Here is a 16,600-nt window from a genome sequence, read left to right as displayed (position 1 = left end):
AAGTACGACTTTGTAATCATCCAGCCGCCGTCTCTAAAACCCTTATCTCCCTATGCCAAAGAAACCCTCGACTATCTTTAGACTTATCCATTGTTCGGACATCCATTTTTGCGTGTTCCCCAAAAATCCTTTTCAATGCTTCAACAAGCGCTTTAAAGGATTACTCAGACAACTTATAGGTGGCGTATCCTTTCGAGCTCTTGCAATCTCCCAACGCTTCCCACAGCTCATTGAACAGCTCGAAGCTGATGGAGTCTGCGTAACCGGGGATGTTACGATTACCGCTCTTGATTCAGAATTTCGCTTAGCAAAAGAGTTTCTTTCTCGCATCGAAACAATAGCTCCCGTGTACATAGTTCCAGGGAACCATGACGTGTACACATATCGATCCTTGAAAAAACAAACGTTTTATTCCTACTTCCCAAATAAAGAACTCCAAACACATCGCATTGCCTTTCAAAGGCTCACGTCTACCTGGTGGCTCGTTTTACTAGATTGCTCCTGCTTTAATGGTTGGTACGCCGCAAATGGGGAAGTCACCTCATCACAGCTCCGTGATTTAGAGAGATTTCTCTCTTCTCTCCCTCCTTCAGATCATGTGATCGTGGCAAATCACTATCCCTTATCTCCCACAACCAGACCTGCCCACGATTTATTGAATTACGCCCCTTTAAAATCCTTATTGATGCACTTCCCTTCAGTACGCCTGTACATACACGGACATGACCATCATGTAGAACTAAATCATCTTCCTCCTTTGGTTGTGAATAGCGGCTCTTTAACCCTGCCTTCGAATGCACGTTTTCATATTATCGATTTGCACCCAGAAGGGGGATATCAAATTTCTACTGCAGCGATAACCAACCTGACAGAGACTGCCTCACCGTTAAAAATTTCTATTGAAGAAACTACGATCTCTTTATAAACCCTTTGTACCGAAGTTTAGAACCACGAACCTGGAAACCTGATTATGAAAGAAAAAAAAGTACTCGAAATATCGCCAGAAGCAGCGCTACTGAAAAAACTTCGTGACCGAGCGATTTCCCATCAGGAAATGCAGAAAAGAAAATTTTGGGTAGAGAAACTGATAACTATGCCGGAATCTACAAGAGAGCCTATAGAAACAAGAAAAACTCTCGAACCTTCGCAATTGTTTCGTAAAATTGCAGAACGCCTTCTTAAAGAAGGGGCTTAAGCCCCTCCTCCTTTATTTTGATACGCGAGACTCATAACTACCTGTCCGCGTATCCACCTTCACAACTTCACCTTCCTCAATGAAAATAGGGACCATAATTTTTGCCCCGGTGTTTGTTGTAGCAGGTTTCAACACTCGTCCCGATGCGGTATCTCCACGAACTCCAGGAGCAGTCTCTGCAATGGACAACTCCATAAAGATCGGAGGCTCGATGGAAATCACTTCCCCGTTGTAAAGAATAAGAGTGTAAATCGTATCTTCTAACAACCACTGCCGGACATCTTCCAATTTATCCCAAAAAATCAACTCCTGCTCGAAAGTCTCATCGTCCATAAACGTAGCGCCTTCTTGATCCGTGTACAAAAGACGCATCTGCTGTTCCCGCACATCAGCAGTTTCTATTGACTCTCCAGATTTAAATGTTTTTTCTATGACACGCCCGGTTAAAAAATTTTTAACCTTGATCCGATTGAAAGCCTGCCCCTTCCCTGGTTTAACAAAATCGTTTTGCAAAATCACATAGGGTTGACCATCGATCTCAACTCGCAATCCAACACGAAATTCACTAGTGCTTACACGAACCATAACACGCTTAACCCGTTATCTTTTCTCGATCCATGTTATCGTTCTCTCCTAGGCTTTGTCCAGAAGAATGTCGAAAAAGCTGCTCATTCCTCTGTTCTCATAAAAGAAAACTATACTTTTAAGCAGCGCTACTATTACACTCGCGAGAACAACTCAAGCCAACCAAGTCTTAGGTTTGTTGCGCATTCAGATTCACAAACACTAGAATATTAATTGTTTATGACCGACATTCACAAAAAAATTAGCGAGGAAGCTATTGCTTGTGACATGTTAGAGCGCTATACAGGCTCTAACATCCAAGAGTTTCAACCCTATCTCCTTCTCACCAATTTTGCTTATTATGTTGATGTTTTTGCAGAAATCTATCAGGTCCCCGTTTCTCGTGGCTCTATGTTTTCTGCAGCCCATTCTCCTCAAACTCGAACCTCCATTATTGACTTCAAATTAGGGTCTCCTGGAGCGGCTCTTACCGTCGATCTATGTTCTTTTCTTCCCAATGCGTTAGCTGCTGTCATGTTAGGTATGTGTGGAGGTTTGCGCTCCCATTATCAAGTAGGGGATTATTTTGTTCCTGTTGCTAGCATTCGCAAAGATGGAACCTCTGATGCATACTTTCCTCCGGAAGTTCCGGCTTTAGCCAATTTCGTTGTACAGAAAACGATTACAAACATTCTTGAAGCAAAAAGCCTTCCCTACCACATAGGTATTACCCACACAACGAACATTCGGTTTTGGGAATTTAATAAGGAATTTCGTCGAAAACTTTATGAAAATAAAGCTCAAACTGTTGAGATGGAATGCGCGACTTTATTTGCTGCTGGGTACCGAAGAAATCTGCCGTTAGGAGCCCTTCTTCTTATCTCAGATCTCCCGTTACGAAGAGACGGCATAAAAACTAAAAAAAGCAGCTCAGCCATCTTAGCCAATCACACTAAAGAGCATATATTAACAGGCGTTGAAGTTTTTGCGACCTTACAAGAAAAAGTCGGCCCTGGGATCAAGAAAACAAAAGGCTTGCCACATATGGAATTTGGGCAAGCCGACGACTCTCTCTCTGAGCAGACTGGAGTTTCTGATAGGGATTTCTAAACAGACAAAATCCTTTGAACAATGTCATCCACAGTGAAACCGCAAGCCTCGGCAACTGCATGTGGAGCGCCTGACATTCCAAACCCATCCATAGCAATGGCCAAGCCATTGCTACCTATGTATTTATACCACCCTAAAGCGGAACCAGCTTCTATAGAGACGCGTAATCCCAAATCTCCTCCAATTACAGATTCACGATACTCAGCATCTTGTCTCTCAAACAACTCCCAACAAGGGAAAGAAACGACTCGTACTCGCTTATCTAAAGCCAACAGACTTTGTGCGACCTCCACAGCCAAATGTACCTCTGATCCAGAAGCACATAATGTATAGTCTGGGCGACCTCCTTCTTCCTTAATCAGAACATAAGCCCCTCTTCCTACGCCTTCTCTGAAAGAACGCTTAGTCTCTTTAAGAGTGGGGAGATTCTGTCTGGATAAAATTAAAGCTGTTGGCCCAGAGTTTGCTAGAGCAGCCAACCAGGCCCCTTTAATTTCATTCGCATCGGCAGGACGAACTACCCTTAACCCAGGAATAGCTCGTAACGACATAATTTGCTCAATAGGTTGATGGGTGGGGCCATCTTCTCCAACAAAAATAGAATCGTGTGTAAATTGGTAAATAACCGGGAGCTTGGCTAACGCTGCCAATCGAATCGCAGCGCGTAAGTAATCTGAAAATACTAAAAAAGTTCCCCCAAAGGGCCGGAATACTTGGCTGTACGCGAGACCATTCATAATCGTTCCCATACCAAATTCACGTACACCATAGCGAATGTTCCGCCCTTGAAAATGAGCTGCAGAAATAGCCTCTTCCTTCGCTATCCAAGTCCCATCTGAACTAGAAAGATCTGCTGATCCACCTATTAGAGCTGGAATATTCTCTGCTAACACTTGGATGACTTTATTGGAGGCTGCTCTCCCTGCTATAGACTCTGGCATATCTATGAGATTCAACAGATCTTCAATCTCTTGATTAGACATCTCCTGGTTGAACAGTTTAAGGTATTCTTGGTGCAGTTCTGGGAACTGTTTAGACCACACGCGGACGCGTTCCTGCCACTCTTCTTGTAATCTTTTACCTTCTTGTTGCTTCGCTGCAAAGAACATCTTCACCGCTGAAGGCACAAAGAACTTCTCTTCTGGAAGATGCCAAAATTTTTTCGTTTGAGCCACACCGTCTTCTCCTAAAGGAGATCCATGAGCTTTATTCGTCCCTTCTTTAGGGGATCCGTGACCAATAATAGTACGAGCAATAATCAACGTAGGTTTTTGCTGTTCTTTTTTGACTCGAGAAAATACCTGATGTAGGCTTTCGAAATCATGCCCATTAGCTTCAAAAACATCCCAACCATAGGCTTGGAATCGTTGTCTTGTATCTTCAATACTGACGTCTTGAAGCGTTCCATCTAAAATAATCTCATTATAATCGTAAATCAAAACTAGGTTATCTAATCCCAAGGAGCCCGCAAAGCTGCACACTTCATGACTTACCCCTTCCATGAAACAACCATCACCAGCCAAGCAATAGACCTTAGCATCAAAAATAGATAGCGAGGGCTGATTAAACCTAGCTCCCAACATTTTTAGAGAAAGGGCCATTCCTACAGCATTCCCTATTCCTTGCCCTAAAGGGCCTGTTGTAGCTTCCACACCATCCGTTTCTCGAAATTCCGGATGCCCAGGAGTTTGAGAATGTAGCTGACGGAACTGCTGAAGATCTTCTAAGCCCACATTGAAGCCAGCTAAATGCAAACATGAATAGAGTAACGCAGAGCCATGCCCCGCGGATAACACGAACCGGTCTCTATTCATCCAACGAGAATCTTTAGCATTATATCGTAATACACAACCATACAAATAAGCAGCGAGCTCCGCACATCCTAAAGGCATTCCTGGATGGCCTGAAGCAGCTTTTTGAATGCTTTCTATACTCAACTGTTTAATAGTTCCTGCAATCTTTTCTAAGATATCTATATCCAATTCACTATTGCCAGCCATGTCTTTCCCTTTAGCAGAAGTTGATCACTGTATGAATGATTCGGTTCGATATAGAACCGAGAGCTCGATAATAGAAGAACAAATCATTACAAGTACTCAGAAAAGCTTTTGAAGTCATTTTCGGACTTCATCTGAGATACTCTTGATGATAGTAGAGAATCAAAGATAATTTGACTAGAATTACATAAATCTTTGGCAAAAGATAAAACAGAAGAGAAAAAGAAAGGGGGTAGCTGCTTATCTAAGCGGCTACCCCCCTTCCCTTTTTAGTCTATGACTAAGATATTATCTAAAAAAATGCTTGGCAACGACCTACTCTCCCATACTCTTGTGTATAGTACCATCAGCGATCAGAGGCTTAACTTCTGAGTTCGGAATGGTTTCAGGTGTTTCCCTCTCTCTATTATCACCAAGCTAATCCTGGTATCGTTCTTTCACGTATACTAATAGACGCTTAAAAGTCTGTCTTTTCTGTACTTGCACTCTCTATTCTATTCTTTATTGTCTTCGCCTTCCGGCTCTTCCAATCATAAAAAGACCAAGCCATTGGACTTATTAGTATTGGTTAGCTAAACACATTGCTGTGCTTACACCTCCAACCTATCAACCACGTAGTCTACATGGAGTCTCATTGGGATACCTTATCTTGAGGGAGGCTTGGCATTTAGATGCTTTCAATGCTTATCCTTTCCGAACGTAGCTACTCGGCTATGCTCTTGGCAGAACAACCGACACACCATTGGTTCGTCCACTCCGGTCCTCTCGTACTAGGAACAGCTCCTCTCAAGTATCCTGCGCCCACGAAGGATAGAGACCAAACTGTCTCACGACGTTTTGAACCCAGCTCGCGTACCGCTTTAATTGGCGAACAGCCAAACCCTTGGGACCTTCTCCAGCCCCAGGATGCGATGAGCCGACATCGAGGTGCCAAACCGCCACGTCGATATGAACTCTTGGTGGCGATCAGCCTGTTATCCCCGGAGTACCTTTTATCCGTTAAGCGACGGCGATTCCACTTTCCACCGCCGGATCACTAAGCCCGACTTTCGTCTCTGCTCGACTTGTTGGTCTTGCAGTCAACCTATCTTATACCTTTACGCTCTACTCGTGATTGCCAACCACGATGAAATAAGCTTTGGGCTCCTCCGTTACTTTTTAGGAGGATACCGCCCCAGTAAAACTGCCCGTCTGGCAATGTCCATCTTCCAGATTCATGGAATAATGTTAGATTCCCAGCTTGTTAAGACCAGTATTTCAACGGTGACTCCCACCCTCCTGACGAAGAGTGTTCTCTGTCTCCTGGCTATCCTACACATAACAAACCAAAAATCAATACCAAAGTACAGTAAAGGTTCACGGGGTCTTTTCGTCCTTTCGCGGGTAAACAGCATCTTCACTGCTACTACAATTTCACCGAGTCTTTCGTTGAGACAGTGCCCAGATCGTTACACCATTCGTGCAGGTCGGAACTTACCCGACAAGGAATTTCGCTACCTTAGCACCGTTATAGTTACGGCGGCCATTCACCAGGGCTTAGGTTCAATGCTTCGCTTTGCAGCTGACATATCCCTTTAACCTTTTGGCATTGGGCAGGCGTCACACCATATACTTCCCCTTCGAGGTTTGCATAGTGCTGTGTTTTTGCTAAACAGTCGCCTGGGCCATTTCTCTGCGGCCCCCCGGGGCTCCTATCGTTCCATAGTCACCCTAAAAGGCTCCCCTTATCCCGAAGTTACGGGGATAATTTGCCGAGTTCCTTAACGAAAGTTATCTCGCGCGCCTTAGAATACTCATCTCGCCCACCTGTGTCGGTTTTGGTACGGTCACCATCAACAGCTAGAAATTATTTCTTGAAAGCCTCGCTACACACCATCGGTTCCTCCGAAGATTCCCCTTGATCGCGACCTGATCTTCTGTTAGCGGATTTGCCTACTAACCGTTCTCATCGCTCTACGGACACTTCCAATCGTCCGCGTGCTTAACTTACTCCGTCATTCCTTCGCTATAGTCTTAGGTGGTGCAGGAATATTTAACCTGCTGCTCCATCGTCTACGCAGTTACGCCTCAACTTAGGGGCCGACTAACCCAGGGAAGACGAGCTTGACCCTGGAAACCTTGGGCTTACGGCGAGGGAGATTTTCACTCCCTTTATCGTTACTTATGCCATGGATCTTCACTAGTATCCGCTCCAGCGCTCCTTCCGGTACACCTTCTCTGCTGAATACTACGCTCTCCTACCGCGTGCCTTATCGGCACACCCGCGATGTCGGTTTTATGCTTAGCCCCGTTTATTATCGGCGCAATGATTCTCGATTGGTGAGCTGTTACGCACTCTTTAAATGATTGCTGCCTCTAAGCCAACATTCCAACTGTCTTTGAATCATCACTTCCTTACTCACTTAGCATAAAATTAGGGACCTTAATCGGCGGTCTGGGCTGTTCCCCTCTCGACAACGAAGCTTAGCCCCCGCTGTCTATCTCCCGGACTCGCTTCTGGTATTCGGAGTTTGATTTCCGTTGGTAAGCCGGTAGGCCCCCGCTAGAATTCAGTGCTCTACCCCCAAAAGCTTATTATCCGAGGCTAACCCTATAGTTATTTCGGAGAGAACAAGATATCTCCAAGTTTGATTGGCCTTTCACCCCTATTCACAACTCATCCAAACCTTTTTCAACAGGTACTAGTTCGGTCCTCCACATAGTTTTACCCATGCTTCAACCTGGTCATAAATAGCTCACTTGGTTTCGTGTCTAAACCAAACGACTAAACGCTCTTTTAAAACTCGCTTTCGCTTCGGCTCCGGAATGTACATCCCTTAACCTCGCCGTTTAGCTTAACTCCCTGGCTCATCATGCAAAAGGCACGCCGTCAACCTTGACCCTTACGGGCCATAGGTCTCCGACCGCTTGTAAGCTATTGGTTTCAGGTTCTATTTCACTCCCTTAACAAGGGTTCTTTTCGCCTTTCCTTCACAGTACTGGTTCACTATCGGTCATTGACTAGTATTTAGCCTTGGAGAGTGGTCTCCCCAGATTCAGACTAGGTTTCACGTGTCTAGTCCTACTCAGGCATTGAGGTCGGTCTTTCTCTCCTTTCGTCTACGGGACTATCACCCTGTATCATCCACCTTTCCAGATGTGTTCAACTAGGAGTCCTGATCCTTTTTCCTCAACCCTACAACCCCTCGCTTCTTCAGCTCGGTTTAGGCTCTTCCCCTTTCGCTCGCCGCTACACAGGGAATCTCTTCGATTTCTTTTCCTCTGCTTACTAAGATGTTTCAGTTCGGCAGGTGTCGCTTTGCATACCTATGTGTTCAGTATACAATGGTAGTCTATTACTCTACCGGGTTTCCCCATTCGGATACCTCCGGGTCGTTGCTTATCACCAGCTCGCCGGAGCTTTTCGCAGGTATTCGCGTCCTTCTTCGCCTGTCAATGCCAAGGCATCCACCAATAGCTCTTATCAACTTGGTCTGTAATTTCTCATAGATCCATGCAAGTACTTCACCTAAAGACAAATACTCTTAAACGTCTATTATTATGCGTGAAATATACTTGTTACCATGATTTTCTTTACATAACATACTTGATCATAAACTATATGTCTCGTCCTCTTCAGCTACCTTAACAATGCAAATGAAATAGAATGCTCGCTCTTACGTATAAATGCTTGCCCAACCTAGTCAGAAACCTTTTCAGGCTTCTTCCTTATCCTTAAAAGGAGGTGATCCAGCCCCACCTTCCGGTAGGGCTACCTTGTTACGACTTCATCCTAGTCATCAGCCTCACCTTGGGCGCCTCTCTCCCTTGCGGGTTGAGTCAACGACTTAAGGTAAAACCAACTCCCATGATGTGACGGGCGGTGTGTACAAGGCCCGGGAACGTATTCACGGCGTTATGGCTGACACGCCATTACTAGCAATTCCGACTTCATGTAGTCGAGTTGCAGACTACAATCCGAACTGGGGCCAGCTTTAAGGATTTGCTCCATCTCACGATCTTGCTACCTTCTGTACTGGCCATTGTAGCACGTGTGTCGCCCTGGGCATAAGGGCCATGCTGACTTGACGTCATCCTCGCCTTCCTCCTGGTTAACCCAGGCAGTCTCGTTAGAGTTCCCACCCTAAGTGCTGGCAACTAACGATAAGGGTTGCGCTCGTTGCGGGACTTAACCCAACACCTCACGGCACGAGCTGACGACAGCCATGCAGCACCTGTGCATATGTCCTTGCGGAAAACGACATTTCTGCCGCGGTCATATGCATGTCAAACCCAGGTAAGGTCCTTCGCGTTGCATCGAATTAAACCACATGCTCCACTGCTTGTGCGGGCCCCCGTCAATTCTTTTGAGTTTCACCCTTGCGAGTGTACTCCTCAGGCGGCATACTTAACGCGTTAGCTCCGACACGGATGGGGTTGAGACCATCCACATCAAGTATGCATCGTTTACGGCAAGGACTACCAGGGTATCTAATCCTGTTTGCTCCCCTTGCTTTCGCGCCTTAGCGTCAGGTGTAAATTAGAAAAGCGCCTTCGCCACTGGTGTTCTTCCACATATCTACGCATTTCACCGCTACACGTGAAATTCCCTTTTCTCCATCTACCCTCTAGAAAAATAGTATCAGATGCCGATTCGGGGTTGAGCCCCGAGATTTGACAACTGACTTACTCTTCCGCCTACACGCCCTTTACGCCCAATAAATCCGATTAACGCTAGCACCCTCCGTATTACCGCAGCTGCTGGCACGGAGTTAGCCGGTGCTTCTTTACCTGGTACGCTCAAATCCGGCGGGTATTAACCGCCTTCTCTTATTCCCAAGCGAAAGTGCTTTACAACCCTAGAGCCTTCATCACACACGCGGCGTCGCTTCGTCAGACTTCCGTCCATTGCGAAAGATTCTCGACTGCAGCCTCCCGTAGGAGTCTGGGCAGTGTCTCAGTCCCAGTGTTGGCGGTCAATCTCTCAATCCGCCTAGACGTCATAGCCTTGGTAGGCCTTTACCCTACCAACTAGCTGATATCACATAGACTCCCCTTTAACCGAAAGGTCCGAAGATCCCCTTCTTTAACACCATCTAGATGCCTAAATGGTGCCACATTCGGTATTAGCGGCCGTTTCCAACCGTTATTCCCAAGTTAAAGACAAATTATCTATGCATTACTAACCCTTCCGCCACTAAACAGTTAAAAACTGTTCCGTTCGACTTGCATGCCTCATCCACGCCGCCAGCGTTCAATCTGAACCAAGATCAAATTCTCAGAAAAATATATATAATCTTTTTATTGACGAGGTCTATTAATTCCTTAAAAAACCTCACAAGCATTTATACTGGCTTGCATTCTATCTCATCTGCATTGTTAAGAAAAGCCCTCGCTCATCGCTCAGACTCTTTTCGCTCCCTCTCATCTCTGTGAGAGGTGTTTCTCTCAAACCTTCGTTCGAAAGAAAGCAACATCTTATGTCAGCCCCTATTTTTTTTGCACCTTTTTTTTATCAAACTTTCTTTCCCCATCTATTCGCAAAAATATTTTTCTTGCCCCACAACACCCCCTCAACCCGTTTTTCAACCCCTCTCAACCCCATATTTTTTTTCTTTTTCCCTTTCCTTTTTCAAAAAAACTCCCCGCCCTCTCCCCTCTTTTAATGCTTCAAACAAAAATTTTTCTGTCCCACAAGCGCACAATTATCTTGGCTTGTTCTAATTATGGACGATCTACTAGTATATCCTTTCTTGAAGCCGGAGATCCCACCTCTTGAAAGGTCCCTGTTGAACTATCCTTCCCTTAAACTAGTGGACTCGATCTTTGGACAAATCTTCTTGAGATTTTCTTTTCGAAAAATTTTATTGTTACGAGCTAAAACGGTCTTCCCATGTTGAGTAATACTCTGCGATCCAACTTTCTAAAATTCTATGCTAACCGGAACCACACTCCCGTTGCCTCCTCTCCTGTTTTCCCGCACAACGATCCTTCTATTCTTTTCACAAACGCGGGAATGAACCAATTCAAGAATATTTTTTTAGGAAAAGAGCAAACCAGCTACACAAGAGCGACAACTTCGCAGAAATGTATTCGGGCTGGGGGAAAACATAATGACCTGGAAAATGTTGGGCATACATCCCGACATCTTACCTTCTTTGAAATGTTAGGGAATTTTTCTTTCGGCGATTACTTTAAACAGGACGCCATTTCTTTTGCTTGGGAGGTGTCTCTTTCTATTTTTAATTTTGATCCCGATTTCATCTATGCCACCGTACACGAAAAAGATGACGAAGCTTTCGCTTTGTGGGAAAAATATTTGCCCACGGATAAAATTTTCCGATTAACGGATAAAGATAATTTCTGGAGCATGGCAGATACGGGGCCCTGCGGGTTCTGTTCCGAACTTTTGTTCGATCGAGGAGAAAAATTTGGAAAAGCAACCTCTCCTCTGGAAGATGTCGATGGAGAACGGTTTTTGGAATACTGGAATTTAGTATTCATGGAATTTAACAGAGCTTCTGACGGGACTCTTCTAGCTTTACAAAAAAAATGTGTTGATACCGGCGCAGGATTAGAACGGTTAGTCTCCTTATTGGCTGAAACAGAAACCGTTTTTGAAGCAGATGTTCTAAGACATCTTATTGCTAAAGTCGAAAACTTATCTGGAACAACATACTCTCCAACGGAGGCCAAAGGAGCAGCGTTCCGAGTTATAGCCGATCATATCCGCTCTCTTTCTTTTGCTATAGCTGATGGACTTTTACCGGGGAACACAGAGCGTGGGTATGTTTTAAGAAAAATTCTTCGTCGCGCAGTAAATTATGGAAAACGCCTAGGCTTCCATCGCCCATTTCTTGCCGAAGTGGTGCCTTCATTGATAGAGACGATGGGAGAAGCTTATCCCGAACTGCAAGCATCTGAAACACAGATTCAAGAAGTTCTCACTACAGAAGAAGAACATTTCTTCAAAACCTTACAACGAGGAGGGAACCTTCTTCAGCAAGTGTTAAAATCTTCTGCTTCTTCAGCAAAAATTTCTGGGGAGGATGCTTTTAAACTTAAAGATACCTATGGACTTCCTATCGATGAAATAGCCCTTTTAGCGAAAGACCATGACTACACAGTAGACATGGAGACTTTCGAAAAATTGGAAATGGAAGCGAAAGAGCGCTCCCGAAAAAACACTGCAAAAACTACGAGTGATAGCAATTCGATTTTCCTGGATTTAGATCCAACCAACACATCCGAATTTGTGGGATATCACATGCTTTCCTGCGATACCTTCATCGAAGGGATTGTTAAGTATAATGAAATAGCAACAACCTTAGAAGAAGGAGAGGAAGGGGCCATCATTCTACGCACCACTCCTTTTTATGCAGAAAAGGGAGGCCAAATTGGAGATTCCGGAGAAATCTTTTGTGAGTCCGGGACCTTCTTAGTTTCCCATACAACAACCCCGAAAGCCGGATTAATTGTCCATCATGGAAAACTTTCTCAAGGCAGCTTACAAACAACAATGGCTGTCACGGCACAAGTAAACCAAAACCTCCGAAAAAAAATAGCTAACAACCACACTGGGTGTCATCTTTTACACAAAGCTCTTGAAATCACTCTTGGGGAGCATATTCGCCAAGCAGGATCCTATGTAGACTCTAAAAAAATTCGTTTAGATTTTACCCATAATAAAGCTCTTTCTCCAGAGGATCTTTTGGCAATAGAAACGATTGTCAACGAAAAAATTCGAGAGAATGACCCGGTAACGATTCGTGAAGCTCTATACTCGGATGTAAAGAGTTCTTCTGAGATCAAACAATTTTTTGGAGATAAATACGGGGATGTTGTCCGCGTTGTTTCTGCCGGATTTTCTCACGAACTGTGTGGAGGAACTCATGCTCAAGCAACGGGAGACATCGGATATTTCAGAATCACAAAAGAACATGCAGTGGCAACGGGAATACGCCGTATAGAGGCAACAACAGGAGAAGATGCAGAGGCTCTTGCTCGCGAGCAAGACGCTGATCTTAACGAAATAGCCTCTGTTATTCAATCCCCTAAAGATCAGATCCTTGTTAAAATTCGCAATGTTATAGAAGAAAAAAGAGAGTTAGCTAAACAAGTTGCAGATTTGGAGAACCAGCTTGTCCAACAGCATGTAAAAAGCCTCTTACCAGCCTGTGACAAAATCGATGAAACTCTCTATCTGGGATATCTTTTGACAGAGGAAGAAGGACAGAGAATACAACAATATGCCAATGCCTTGCATAAAGAAATCCCTGCTAACTGCATTTCTTTATGGGTGACGGAGAAGAGCGGTCGCTATATCGTCCTAATCCGAGTTTCTGATGATTTGATAAAACGAGGTATTCACGCACAAACCTTGCTTGAGGAGCTGCTCGCTCCTTACGGAGGCCGTTGTGGCGGGAAAGCAATTTCTGCTCAAGGCAGTTCCAAAGAATTGCCCCCAATAGAGGTTCTTAACAAAACTTTAAGACAATGGATTTCGACCCGACTGGTATAAATTTTTCTAGTTTCCTTTCGTTAAAAAACACTAAGCTCCCTCTTCTGGTGGAAAATCTTCACTCGGGAGCTAGGTCTTTTGTTATAGCGAAACTGTTCAAAGAGCTTCGCCGTTCTATCGTTGTGATAACGACGCCCACGAAGCTCGATGATGTATTTGAGGACCTCTCTACTCTCCTTAAAGAGGCTCCTCTTGAATTCCCAGCCTCGGAGATAGATTTATCTCCTAAGCTGGTAAACATCGATGCTGTAGGGAAAAGGGATCACATTCTGTACTCTCTTCAGAAACAGCAGACTCCGGTTATCTGCATTACAACATTAAAAGCTTTGCTAGAAAGGACTCCTTCTCCAGAATCCTTGATACAAGATCATCTCGAACTTCGAGTAGGCGAAGAGCTCGATCCAGATACCCTATTAGATCTTTGTAAAAATCTGGGGTATCGGCATGAAGCCTTGGCCCGAGAAAAAGGGGATTTTGCTTTTCGAGGAGGGATTGTAGATATTTTCCCTCTCTCCTCTCCAGAACCTTTCCGTATAGAATTTTGGGGAGATCGCATTGCGTCTATTCGGGCTTACAATCCTTCTGATCAACTGTCCACAGGGAAGCTTTCACAGATTACGCTTTCTCCTGCTACAGCTATCATCCCCACAGATAAATTATCCCATTCTCTTTTAGATTATTTCGAGGCTTTCCCCCTTTGCATCTTCGATGGAATCTCCTCTCTAGAAGACAATTTCTCAGACATCGCAGGGATCTTATCCTCACTTCCAAAGCGCTTTCTGCCTATTCAGGATTTATGCCGAAAAATACTTCACGCATCTACCCCGTTATTTTTTGAAGAAAATGTATTTCCTAACATTCTTTCCAACAAGGATACCGGGCTCGCTCTAGAAGTTTTTCATGAAAAGATCGCTATCCAAAGAGTTTCTTTACCCTTTGTCTATCCCTCTGCACTCATAGAAACAAGCCAAGAACCAAACCCTTTGCTCGCGTTTCTAAAAACTTTCCAAGATTTTTGCACTGGAAGCTCTATCTCCTTAGCCTTGTATAGTCCCAATGCCAAATCTTTAAAAGAGGCGCACGATCTCGCAGGAACCTTAATCAAAGATTCGCAAATTTATGACTATCCAAAAACTCTTTCTTCTAGTTTTGCTTTGGTAGAGTCTAGATTCGCTGCGATTTCTCTTTCAGAATTTACCGCCAGCAAGGTCCTTCGCAGACAAAAACAGCGCAACTATTTCTCTACTACGACGGAGGAAGTGTATGTTCCTGTCCCGGGAGAGACTGTTGTTCATTTGCATAACGGCATTGGGAAATTTATCGGCATAGAAAAAAAGCCAAATCACCTCAATATTGAAACCGATTATTTGGTTTTAGAGTATGCGGATCGAGCTCGGCTGTATGTCCCTTCAGACCAATCTTATCTCATTTCTCGCTATGTTGGCGCTTCAGAAAAAGCTCCCGATCTACATCATCTCAATGGAGCAAAGTGGAGACGATCCCGAGAGCTTTCCGAAAAATCTGTGATCCTTTATGCAGAAAAGCTGATTCAGATGGAGGCTCAACGTTCTACAGCAAACTCGTTCATATATCCTCCTCATGGGGAAGAGGTTATCAAGTTTGCTGAAAGTTTCCCCTATGAAGAAACCCCCGACCAGCTCAAAGCTATTGATCAAATCTACGCAGATATGATGTCCGATAAACTCATGGATCGCCTTATCTGCGGGGATGCTGGATTTGGAAAGACCGAGATCATCATGCGAGCAGCGGTAAAGGCTGTGTGTGATGGCCAAAAGCAGGTGATCGTTATGGTCCCTACAACAATCCTAGCTAACCAACATTTTGAAACGTTTTCCCAGCGGATGGCTGGGCTTCCCATCACCATTGGCATGCTTTCCCGATTTTCACAAGGGAAAGCTATGAAGAAAACCTTAGAAGATATTGCTCAAGGGAAAATTGATATCTTAATCGGCACCCATAAAGTCATTAATAAAGCCATTGAATTTCATAATCCCGGGCTGCTCATTATTGATGAGGAACAACGCTTTGGAGTGAAAGCTAAGGACGCTCTAAAAGAACGCTATCCTACTATAGATTGCCTTACCGTTTCTGCCACTCCCATTCCGCGCACCTTATATCTTTCCTTATCTGGAGCAAGAGACCTATCCCTTATTACAATGCCTCCCCTAGACAGGCTGCCTGTGAGCACTTTTGTCATGGAGCATTCCGAAGAAACTTTATCCGCAGCGATACGACATGAACTTCTGCGGGGAGGGCAGGTTTACGTTATTCATAATCGAATCGAAAGTATTTTTCGTTTAGGAGAAACCATTCGGACTTTAATTCCGGAAGCCCGTATTGGTATTGCACATGGACAAATGCACTCGGATGAGCTCGCTAGTATTTTTCACAAGTTTAAAACCCAACAAACTAATGTTCTTGTCGCGACCGCGCTGATCGAAAATGGTATCGATATTCCTAATGCCAATACCATTTTAATCGATCATGCAGATAAATTCGGGATGGCCGATTTATATCAAATGAAAGGACGTGTTGGGCGTTGGAACAAAAAAGCGTACTGCTATTTTCTTGTTCCCCATTTAGACCGCCTCTCAGGTCCAGCCTCTAAACGCTTGGAGGCTCTGAATAAGCAAGAATATGGCGGAGGGATGAAAATCGCACTTCATGACTTAGAAATCCGCGGAGCGGGGAATATTTTAGGAACGGATCAGTCTGGTCACATTAGTGCTGTGGGCTTTAACCTTTATTGCAAATTACTGAAAAAAGCTGTCGCCGCCCTGAAGCATAAGCAGAAACCTATGCTTTTCCACGACGATGTAAAAATTGAATTTCCTTATCCTTCACGGATTCCAGAAGACTATATAGACCTAGCTTCTATGCGCATCGAGTTTTATCAAAAAATTGGGAATGCGGAATCTAAAGAAGAGTTAGAAGCTATAGAAGAAGAACTTTTAGATAGATTTGGGCCTTTACCCGACGCCGTACATTGGCTGTTGGCCTTAGCGCAGATTCGTTTAATTGCTCTAAACTACCATCTTTCGAGCATTAAGGGGACAGGAAATGCTTTATACATCCAGCAATATCACGATAAAGACAAACACATTCAAAAAACATTACCTTACTCGCTCTCACCAACACCCGAACTGTTAGTGAAAGAGGTCCAAGAATCGATAGAAAAAGCTTTTCCTAAACAACACTAATGGGAGAGGATTT

7 protein-coding genes and 3 rRNA genes are annotated in these 16,600 nt (G+C 44.3%); 5 read left to right on the top strand and 5 right to left on the bottom strand.

What is annotated here, in order from left to right:
• The first annotated feature begins 52 nt into the window (after positions 1 to 52).
• Positions 53 to 925 (top strand): metallophosphoesterase family protein, encoded by an 873-nt coding sequence (locus tag B6E89_RS04155; protein ID WP_080123986.1) that lies wholly within the window; start codon positions 53 to 55, stop codon positions 923 to 925.
• Between the two features lie 45 nt (positions 926 to 970).
• On the top strand, positions 971 to 1,195 hold the full coding sequence (locus tag B6E89_RS04150) for a hypothetical protein (protein ID WP_035407605.1): 225 nt from the start codon (positions 971 to 973) through the stop codon (positions 1,193 to 1,195).
• Positions 1,196 to 1,207: 12 nt separating this feature from the next.
• On the opposite strand, the gene efp is transcribed toward B6E89_RS04150, so the two are convergent.
• On the bottom strand, positions 1,208 to 1,780 hold the full coding sequence (efp, locus tag B6E89_RS04145) for an elongation factor P (protein WP_080133192.1): 573 nt from the start codon (positions 1,778 to 1,780) through the stop codon (positions 1,208 to 1,210).
• Positions 1,781 to 1,999: 219 nt separating this feature from the next.
• On the opposite strand from efp, the gene B6E89_RS04140 reads away from it, so the two are divergent.
• Complete coding sequence (locus tag B6E89_RS04140; protein WP_080121705.1) at positions 2,000 to 2,869, top strand: AMP nucleosidase; 870 nt, start codon at positions 2,000 to 2,002, stop codon at positions 2,867 to 2,869.
• Here B6E89_RS04140 and tkt read toward each other — a convergent pair.
• From tkt to B6E89_RS04120, 4 genes are all read right to left on the bottom strand, one after another.
• Positions 2,866 to 4,869 carry a transketolase gene (gene tkt / locus B6E89_RS04135; protein ID WP_080133191.1) on the bottom strand — a complete coding sequence of 668 codons (2,004 nt, stop codon included), beginning with the start codon at positions 4,867 to 4,869 and terminating at the stop codon, positions 2,866 to 2,868. The two genes, B6E89_RS04140 and tkt, sit on opposite strands and share 4 nt — an antisense overlap.
• 299 nt (positions 4,870 to 5,168) lie before the next feature.
• Positions 5,169 to 5,283 (bottom strand): 5S ribosomal RNA (rrf, locus tag B6E89_RS04130).
• Between the two features lie 120 nt (positions 5,284 to 5,403).
• Positions 5,404 to 8,340, bottom strand: a 23S ribosomal RNA gene (locus tag B6E89_RS04125).
• A gap of 243 nt (positions 8,341 to 8,583) precedes the next feature.
• Positions 8,584 to 10,131, bottom strand: a 16S ribosomal RNA gene (locus B6E89_RS04120).
• Together the 16S, 23S and 5S rRNA genes form the textbook arrangement of a ribosomal RNA operon.
• Before the next feature lie 607 nt (positions 10,132 to 10,738).
• Between B6E89_RS04120 and alaS the strand changes: the two genes are divergently transcribed.
• Both alaS and mfd read left to right on the top strand, forming a co-directional pair.
• Positions 10,739 to 13,366: an alanine--tRNA ligase gene (gene alaS / locus B6E89_RS04110; RefSeq protein WP_080133189.1), complete on the top strand. Its 2,628-nt coding sequence runs from the start codon at positions 10,739 to 10,741 to the stop codon at positions 13,364 to 13,366.
• Positions 13,342 to 16,587 (top strand): transcription-repair coupling factor, encoded by a 3,246-nt coding sequence (gene mfd, locus B6E89_RS04105; RefSeq protein WP_080133188.1) that lies wholly within the window; start codon positions 13,342 to 13,344, stop codon positions 16,585 to 16,587. The genes alaS and mfd overlap by 25 nt, the downstream gene beginning before the upstream one ends.
• Positions 16,588 to 16,600: the final 13 nt, after the last annotated feature.

This window comes from Chlamydia suis (assembly GCF_900169085.1).
GTDB lineage: Bacteria > Chlamydiota > Chlamydiia > Chlamydiales > Chlamydiaceae > Chlamydia > Chlamydia suis.
The sequence above is the reverse complement of the archived record's forward strand: the minus strand, read 5'-3'. Positions and strand labels throughout refer to the sequence as shown.

What these genes read in the sequence shown, in the direction of transcription:
- B6E89_RS04155 (WP_080123986.1), top strand. Translation starts at nt 53, where the DNA reads ATGCCAAAGAAACCCTCGACTATCTTTAGACTTATCCATTGTTCGGAC.
- B6E89_RS04150 (WP_035407605.1), top strand. Translation starts at nt 971, where the DNA reads ATGAAAGAAAAAAAAGTACTCGAAATATCGCCAGAAGCAGCGCTACTG.
- efp (WP_080133192.1), bottom strand. Translation starts at nt 1,780, where the DNA reads ATGGTTCGTGTAAGCACTAGTGAATTTCGTGTTGGATTGCGAGTTGAG.
- B6E89_RS04140 (WP_080121705.1), top strand. Translation starts at nt 2,000, where the DNA reads ATGACCGACATTCACAAAAAAATTAGCGAGGAAGCTATTGCTTGTGAC.
- tkt (WP_080133191.1), bottom strand. Translation starts at nt 4,869, where the DNA reads ATGGCTGGCAATAGTGAATTGGATATAGATATCTTAGAAAAGATTGCA.
- alaS (WP_080133189.1), top strand. Translation starts at nt 10,739, where the DNA reads ATGTTGAGTAATACTCTGCGATCCAACTTTCTAAAATTCTATGCTAAC.
- mfd (WP_080133188.1), top strand. Translation starts at nt 13,342, where the DNA reads ATGGATTTCGACCCGACTGGTATAAATTTTTCTAGTTTCCTTTCGTTA.